Genomic DNA, 7559 nt, shown 5'->3' on the forward strand with positions numbered 1-7559 from the left:
GTGGCGGGTCCTTTCTTTTTGTATCCGTCATCGCACAGCCTGCGGCATACGTTCAGTGATCGACACTGCCCCGCAAGCTGTATAAGTGATTCAGCGAAAGTTATTCCGAGAGTTACGGAACGAACCGTCGATCTGTTGCCATCGGAGATAGGAAAGCAGCAGATCGGCCAGACTGTCGATCTCGAGCTTGTCGAACAACGCTCGTTTACGACGGTCGACAGTGCGGGTGCTGATATCGAGCTGGAGTGCAATTTCTTTGCTGATGCGGCCCTGGACGAGCTCTTCGAGAATATTGAACTCGTCCGCATCCAGGCTGCGAAATCGCTGGATCAATTCCAGATCCTGAGCACGAATCTCGTAACGCCTCAGCGATTCTTCCACGGCTTCCGCGGCATTTTGCAGCAACTGTCTGTCTTCACAGGGAGCAATCAGGGCCGACCAGGCCCCCGCCTTGAGCACCGAGACCGCATAATCGACGGTAATGAAGGGGGAAAGCACAACGACGGGGAGAAGAATAAGCTGAGGTCCGAGAGCTTGAAGAACCTCTTCGGGTTCCTGACCATCCCGGCTTCGATTCACCAGTATACAGCCGACCGTATCAGATCGAATTTGACTGGACAGTTCCTCTACGCTGCCGAGATGCCTCACCCGATAGTCGGCTGCCTGCAGGCTTTCGACATTGGACGTACTGAGGGCATCTTCGCAAAAGACTGCAAACACGGTCGCCTGGCCCTTAGCTCCCATGGCATCCTCCCCGAAACATTTCCGCCGAAACGCACGGCCACAATCAGGGTGAAAGTGTCCTTACGGGCGGCGAAGACTTTTGTCGTGACTTAAATATGGTTTGCCAATGCCGTGTCAGAACTGACGGCAGGCGCTGCGAATGGCCCTCCTACGGATAAGAACGTATTGAACTGTCCGCAAATCCCGTGCGAAAACTGCCCAAATGGACACGCAATCGGAAAAATCCTTCAGAAAAGATGCCCGGAGAGGCTTCCTCCGATCGCTTCGAGAGGCAACAATTGACCGACCGAACCGATCAATAACTGCTGATGCCACAAGAGTTTCAGTTAGTGTCGTCCGACTGTCAATGAAAGATCATTAATGTTCGAACAAACTTCACAACAAATAGTCAACTCGCGTGGAAACTCAATAGTTCTACCGAGTAACAACGAGGCGTGTAGGCGAAAAACCTGCCAGAAAGAAGCTCGGTCCGGAAACGGTTGAAACTATTCTGCTGATTCAGGGTATAGAAGGGTGAGGACGGTTGCCCCGTGAATGGCGACCGTTCGGCTGCCAACCCCACTACAGTGGACTGCCCTCCTCACTGGTATCGACATTTGAACCTGGAGTTCCCATTGAAAAAGGCGATCTTTTCTTCTCTGTCTGTCTTCATGGGTGTGCTGCTGGTGAGTGTGGCGACCTTTGCTGACGAGGCTCGTTCCGGGACGGCTATTCACAACTTCGTGCTGCGGGATCAGGATGGCCTCACCCGATCTCTGGCCGGGGTCGAATCGCGAGCGGTGGTTGTCGTCTTCCTGGGGACCGAATGCCCGCTGGCCAAGCTCTATTCGGGCCGACTTCAGGCGATGGCCGACGAGTACAATGGCGAACGGCTGACGGTGCTCGGCATCATGTCGAATCAGCACGACTCGGTCGATAACATCGGTGAATACGCCGAGAAACATCAGCTCACCTTCCCGCTCCTCAAAGACGTTCACAATCGCGTTGCCGATCAGTTCGAAGCCGAGCGGACCCCCGAAGCGTTTCTGCTCGACGAGGAGCGGACCGTGGTCTATCGGGGACGGATTGACGATCAGTTTGGCGTCGGAACCTACCGCGACGAGCCGCGTAATCATGACCTGAAGGATGCCCTCGACGATTTGTTGGCAGGTCGCGACATCCGGACATCCCGGACGGAAGCGGTCGGCTGCATCATCGGACGGGAGCCAAAGCCGAAGTCCTCGTCGGCGATCACCTTTTCCAACCAGATTGTCCGGCTGTTCCAGCAGCGCTGCATCGACTGCCATCGTGAAGGCCAGGTCGCTCCGTTTGCCCTCACCGATTACGACGAAGTCGCAGGCTGGGCCGGGATGATCGAGGAAGTCGTTCGTGAAGGTCGCATGCCGCCCTGGCACGCCGCAGCCGGTCATGCCGAGTTCGCCAACAATTGCTCGTTGACCGTGGATGAGAAAGAGCTGATCTTTCAATGGGTGGCAGCTGGGGCGCCGGAAGGTGATCCCACCGAGATGCCGGTGATGAAGCAGTACCCCTCGGAATGGCTCCTGCCGCGTGAGCCGGATGTGATCATTCCCGTGACGAAGGAACCGGTGCAGGTGCCGGCGAACGGCACGGTGAAGTACCAGTATTATTCTGTGGATCCCGGTTTCACGGAGGACAAGTGGATTCAGGCTGCCGAGGTCCGTCCGAGCAATGCTCTGGTCGTGCACCATGTGCTGGTGTTTGCCCGCGATCGGGAATCCAAAGAACGGGGCGGCGGCGAAGAAGGTGGTTTTCTGGCCGCTTATGTCCCCGGTTTGATTCCGCAGCCTTACCCGGCCGGCATGGCCAAGAAGATTCCGGCCAACTCGGAACTCGTCTTTCAGATGCACTACACACCAATCGGATCAGCGACGGAAGATCAGAGCGAACTGGCCCTCATCTTCGCCGATCGTGAGGAAATCACTCATCAGATCGTGACCAGCAGTGCAACCAATCGCAACTTCGAGATTCCACCTGGTGACGGCAATTACGAAGTCTCCGCGAGTTCTCCGCGGGCTCAGGCCGATGTCCAGCTGCTGACCATGATGCCGCACATGCACCTGCGGGGAAAAGCCTTCCGGTACGAGTTACAGACTCCCGACGGAAAGCGGCAGACTCTGCTTGATGTTCCCGCGTACGACTTCAACTGGCAGACGTCTTATCGACTGGCGGAACCGCTGACAATTGAGGCGGGTTCCCAGCTCTTCTGCACGGCTCACTTCGATAACTCCGAAGACAACCCGTTCAATCCCGATCCCGGGAAGACCGTTCGCTGGGGCGATCAGACGTGGGAAGAGATGATGATCGGCTACTTCGATCTCGCCGTGCCGATCGATGGCAGGAAGAGTGTCGCTTCCGCCCTGGGCGGTCGAGCCGACCAACTGATCGCGCGACTCGATGCTGATGGCGACGGGAAAATTTCCCGCAAGGAAGTGCCGACGAAATGGCTCGCCATTTTCCTGCTGATCGATGCCGATCGGGATGGTTTCGTGGATGCGGGCGAACTCGAAGCGGCTGCTCGCAAGCAGGGACGGAACTGATCGAACGTCAGACGGCGGCTGCGGAAGCGGTCAGCGGTTCGAGCAGGCCAGACGGATCGAAGACCCGTTTCAGCTCCCGACGGATCGGCCAGTCGGAAGCGGCCGCCTGAACGGCATCCAGCTGGGACTTCAGTTCTACGGAACCGGTCAGAACCTCCGCGTTCGCCTGCAGTGAGCGCAGTTTCCGATACAAAGCAGCTTCACGCCCCTCAAGAGCATTCGCCGAGCCGAACGCCACGACGGCACCCCGACTGGCATGGCCGACGGCATCGAGTCCAAACTCGGCAGCAACTTCAAGCAACGGAATCGTCTGCGAGGCTCGCCCGCCGATCTGGATCACGACGGCCGGACCACTCAACTCCTGTAGAGACCGTTCGACCGTTCGCCAGCTGTCCGTCGACGCATCTTCAGCCGCAATCCCCATCATGGCTCCGGTCGTCCGAGCGGCGGCTTCAATCTGTTCCAGTAACTGTGAGCAGACTCCGGCGGGTCCTTCGACACTGACGATCATCGAATGATTCTGCAATCGGGCATCGAACACGACGGGATCGAAGGGCAGATCCCGCAGAGCGGTCCAGACGTTCTGTTGCTGCTGGAAGCTGTCGACTTCAATTCGCAGTGTCTGACTCGCCTCGGCAACCGGAAGCACTTTGAACGACGCTTCGAGTGGAATGGCGAGCTGTCCTCTGGAGCCGATGAGCAGCTTGGGAACGTCGTAGCCGGCGACGTTCTTCACGACTCGTCCCCCCGAATGCGAGACGCGGCCGCGACCGTCGATCGCCGTGACACCGAGGAGCCAGTCCCGCGGTGTGCCATGCCCGCAGACGAGTGAACCAAACCAGTTCCGGCAGATCAGATCCGCCACCGTAGTGGACTCCGGCACGGGAACATCGAGCGGCAGTCGCTGTTCGTGCTCGGCGAGAATTCGTTGCAGCTCGGCGATTGTCATCCCGGTCTGGACGGTTATCGTCATGTCGCGATGCGGATAATCAATAACGTTCCGCAGGTCCCGGAGCGAGAGCTCCGGCTCGGTTGCGGCTTCGGGCCAGGACTGCATCCAGCGGATCGGTCCCTGCTCGGCCGAGCGGTTCTTCCACCACTGTTGAAGGTCTTCGATGCTGGTCGGGCTGAACATGATTTGATACCGCCAAAGAGAGCTGGGATCGCGAAGCGTTTGCCAGCATCGATCGTTCATTTTCTGGGATACGGCTTCGCCTATTCCATACCCGCCAGGTTAAGATTGGACGGGTGGCTCGTCCGCCTCACCGGGCGGGTCGCGCCCGCGACAACAAGAGGCGGCGCCATCCGCGGGTTATTTGCTGAAATCATCCGGTCTCCGAGAGAATCTCATCCATGGCGTGGCCTCTTGTGACTTCGTCACCCGTCCGTGGGAATGTGGGATCTATTGTGGCGAGTTTTCTGTCACTCAACGACTGTCTCGTTATCGAGACATGTCATAAAGACCTGGCGACGTAAGTTCCCTCGCCCCCGTGGGGGAGAGGGTTAGGGTGAGGGGGAATACGGGTGACATGCTCCACGGGCCGTGGATTCTCATTTGTATGGAGCATCGCTGGTTGATCGCCCCCTCATCCGCCCTTCGGGCACCTTCTCCCCCTAAAGGGGGCGAAGGGACATGATGTGCGCGAACATGAGAGATGCATTGGCTACTACCCGATCTGTACCAGAACTCTTTGAGCAATGAATCCCGCGTTACGACGGACGGGCCACCCCAATACTGTTTCCAGAGACTTGCTAAACGTCATGCCCATGAGACATGCCTGACGGCTATCCCCTGACGCCGAACGCCCAGCGCCTACCCCCTACTCATCCGTCACGCAGCCTTCGCTGGCGGTCTTCACGTTCTTGATGTACTTGTAGAGGGTGCCGCGATTGAAGAGATATTCCGGTTCGGTCCATTTCTCGCGGCGTTTGGCGAGTTCCTCGTCCGACACGTCGACATCGAGACGGTTGTTTTCAGCGTCGATGGTCAGCACGTCTCCGTTCTGAATCAGAGCGATCGGGCCGCCGACCTGGGCTTCCGGCGTTACGTGGCCGATGATGAATCCGTGCGAGCCGCCCGAGAAGCGGCCGTCCGTAATCAGTGCGACCTTGTCGCCGAGGCCGGCTCCCATAATGGCCGAAGTGGGGGTGAGCATCTCGGGCATTCCCGGTCCGCCCTTGGGACCTTCGTAGCGGATGACGATCACTTCGCCCCCTTTGATTTCCCTCTTCTCCAGGCCGGCGAGCATCGCTTCTTCGCGATCGTAGCAGAGAGCCGGTCCTTTGAAGAGGAGGCCTTCCTTACCGGTGATCTTGGCGACGGCTCCGTCGGGAGCGACGTTGCCGCGAAGGATCCGGATGTGCCCCGTCTTCTTGATCGGCTCGGAGATCTTGTGAACGATCCGCTGGCCTTCCTTCAGGCCCGGCACGTTGGCCACGTTCTCGGCCAGCGTCTTGCCGGTCACCGTCATGCAGTCACCGTTGAGGAAGCCTTCCGCGAGAAGATACTTCAGAATCGCGGGGGTGCCGCCGATGCTCTGCAGGTCTTCCTGAACGTAGAGGCCCGACGGTTTCATGTCGGCCAGCAGCGGCACGCGGTCACTCACGGACTGGAAGTCATCGATGGTCAGATCGACATTCACCGAACGAGCCATCGCGATGAGGTGCAGCACGGCGTTCGTCGAACCGCCCAGGGCAATCACGATGACCAGGGCGTTCTCGAAGGCTTCGCGAGTCATGATGTCTCGCGGCTTGATATCGCGTTCAAGAAGAGTGCGAACCGCCTGCCCGGCGTCGAGACATTCCTGCAGTTTGTCGGGATGCTCAGCCGGAATCGACGAGCTGTACGGCAGCGACATGCCGAGCGCTTCAATCGCAGAGGCCATCGTGTTGGCCGTGTACATTCCGCCGCAGGCCCCTGCTCCGGGACAGCTGCGTTTCACGATCTCTTTGCGTTCTTCGTCGCTGATCTTCCCGGCCAGGTACTGTCCGTACGACTGAAACGCGGAGATGATGTCGAGCTTTTCGTCCTTCTTGAGTCCGCAACCGGCTTTGATGGTGCCGCCGTAAACCATTAGCGACGGACGGTTGAGACGTCCCATGCCGATCAGACAGCCCGGCATGTTCTTGTCGCAGCCGGGCAGAGTGACGAGACCGTCGTACCACTGAGCCCCCATGATGGTTTCGATCGAATCGGCGATCAGATCGCGACTCTGCAGCGAGTAGGACATGCCGTCGGTGCCCATCGAGATGCCGTCGCTGACGCCGATGGTGTTGAACCGCATCCCGACGAGATCGGCTGCCTGAACGCCCTCTTTGACCTTCTCAGCCAGCTTGAGGAGGTGCATGTTGCAGGTGTTGCCCTCGTACCACACGCTGCCAATGCCGACCTGAGCCTTGTTCATGTCCTCTTCGGTCATGCCGGTGCCGTAAAGCATGGCCTGAGAGGCTCCCTGACTGCGGGGCTGCGTGATCTTGGAGCTGTACTTGTTCAACGGAGCAGACATCACTCTTCTTTCTGGTTCGATACATCAGGTCTCAAGCCACGTTCTTACGCTTTTCGCCCCCGCCACGCAAGCGAACACCTTGATCGGTGAGTCCCAGGTGGCAGGCAACAGGAGGCGGGGTCAGCAAGCGATCCTCCACGGGGGAGACCCACAGAGACCTTCGCGGGTTCGCGAGCCCAATTCCGGGGGTCCTCTGCGCAAAAGTCCCGGAAACGAGCGAGTTATGGACTTTTGCGCAGACGCCCTCACTTTGTCACGCCGGGTCGCCGTGAAAGATCCGCTCAAAGCGGCCCAGGGAGGATGGGAATGGGTGGCCTGTTAGGGAGAGACTTCATTCACGGGAAGAGACTTCATTCACGGGAAGAGACTTCATTCACGGGAAGAGACTTGATTCACGGAAAGACGAAGCAGGACTGAATTCTGCCCCTCCTCAAACGGCGGTCTCCTACGGCTTCGCCGCCCTGATAGCGGAGCTATCACGGCCACCCTGTGCGGGGACGGGACTTCAGATTGCAGCGTCTGGAAACGCTCCACGCGGGTGACCTGCTTCCTGTGACTTCGTCACTCAGACGCACGCGTCTGAGCCAACCCTGTTGTGCGACTCTCGGTCTTCCCGGGTGGCCCCGAAAGATTCTTTCGGGGCGGCGCAGCCGTGGGAGAACGGGATTGGACGGGGTTCTTGGAAGGGACTTTCTCCGAGAGGAAGACGAAGCAGGGCTGAATTATCCCCCTCGTCAAACGGCGGCCTCCT

4 protein-coding genes are annotated in these 7559 nt (G+C 58.7%); 1 reads left to right on the forward strand and 3 read right to left on the reverse strand.

Annotation, left to right across the window (positions count from 1 at the left end):
• Window positions 1-90: 90 nt before the first annotated feature.
• Entirely contained in the window at window positions 91-744 is a 654-nt protein-coding gene (locus tag L1A08_RS03230; RefSeq protein WP_238754157.1) for a response regulator transcription factor, read from the reverse strand.
• A gap of 614 nt (window positions 745-1358) precedes the next feature.
• Here L1A08_RS03230 and L1A08_RS03235 point away from each other — a divergent pair.
• The gene (locus tag L1A08_RS03235; RefSeq protein WP_238754159.1) at window positions 1359-3302 is read left to right on the forward strand and encodes a redoxin domain-containing protein; all 1944 of its coding nucleotides are present in this window, start codon (window positions 1359-1361) and stop codon (window positions 3300-3302) included.
• 7 nt (window positions 3303-3309) lie between these two features.
• Here L1A08_RS03235 and L1A08_RS03240 read toward each other — a convergent pair whose 3' ends face one another.
• Both L1A08_RS03240 and ilvD read right to left on the reverse strand, forming a co-directional pair.
• A complete protein-coding gene (locus tag L1A08_RS03240) occupies window positions 3310-4437 on the reverse strand; it encodes an FAD-binding oxidoreductase (protein WP_238754161.1) in 1128 nt (375 codons plus the stop codon).
• Between the two features lie 685 nt (window positions 4438-5122).
• A complete protein-coding gene (gene ilvD, locus L1A08_RS03245) occupies window positions 5123-6808 on the reverse strand; it encodes a dihydroxy-acid dehydratase (protein ID WP_238754163.1) in 1686 nt (561 codons plus the stop codon).
• Between the last annotated feature and the right edge of the window lie 751 nt (window positions 6809-7559).

It is taken from the genome of Rubinisphaera margarita, from assembly GCF_022267515.1.
Lineage (GTDB): Bacteria > Planctomycetota > Planctomycetia > Planctomycetales > Planctomycetaceae > Rubinisphaera > Rubinisphaera margarita.